The sequence below is a fragment of the Allotamlana fucoidanivorans genome (genome assembly GCF_006265225.1).
GTDB classification, from domain to species: Bacteria; Bacteroidota; Bacteroidia; order Flavobacteriales; family Flavobacteriaceae; genus Allotamlana; species Allotamlana fucoidanivorans.
Genome location: NZ_VDCS01000056.1, coordinates 1 through 743, shown reverse-complemented (window position 1 = coordinate 743; position 743 = coordinate 1). Strand labels below are relative to the sequence as shown.

The following is a 743-nucleotide window of genomic DNA, read 5'->3' as shown; positions in this document are numbered from 1 at the left end:
TCAGAAGGACTAGTATAGCTTACTGCTTGCGGTTGTGTTAGGGTATATGTAGCTTGAGGAGTAAAAGTTTCACAAATATCATCAATAGTCCAAGTAATTGTTACCGTACCTCCCGTACAGAAGTCGATAGACTGATTGGTAAAATCATGCGATACGCTCGGTGAACATCCCCCCGCTAAACTGTTATTAATACTATTAGTTTGTGCCGTTACCCAAGCTGCGATATCAGCATCCAGTGCATTTTGAGCAGCAGTAGGATCCGCATTATCAAACTCACAGGCATCCGCACTATCATCGCTAGGCGCATCATAGCTTACTACTTGCGGTTGTGTTAGGGTATATGTAGCAGTAGGATTAGTAGAGCCACAGATATCTTCTACCGTCCAGGTAATAGTTACCGTACCTCCCGTACAGAAGTCGATAGACTGATTGGTAAAATCATGCGATACGCTCGGTGAACATCCCCCCGCTAAACTGTTATTAATACTATTAGTTTGTGCCGTTACCCAAGCTGCGATATCAGCATCCAGTGCATTTTGAGCAGCAGTAGGATCCGCATTATCAAACTCACAGGCATCCGCACTATCATCAGAAGGACTAGTATAGCTTACTGCTTGCGGTTGTGTTAGGGTATATGTAGCAGTAGGATTAGTAGAGCCACAGATATCTTCTACCGTCCAGGTAATAGTTACCGTACCTCCCGTACAGAAGTCGATAGACTGATTGGTAAAATCATGCGATAC

General features: G+C 44.0%; 1 protein-coding gene. It reads right to left on the bottom strand.

Going from position 1 to position 743, the window contains the following annotated elements; genetic code table 11:
• Window positions 1-743, bottom strand: a 743-nt coding sequence (locus FGF67_RS17315) for a hypothetical protein (protein WP_394344310.1), incomplete at both ends; no start/stop codon positions are given.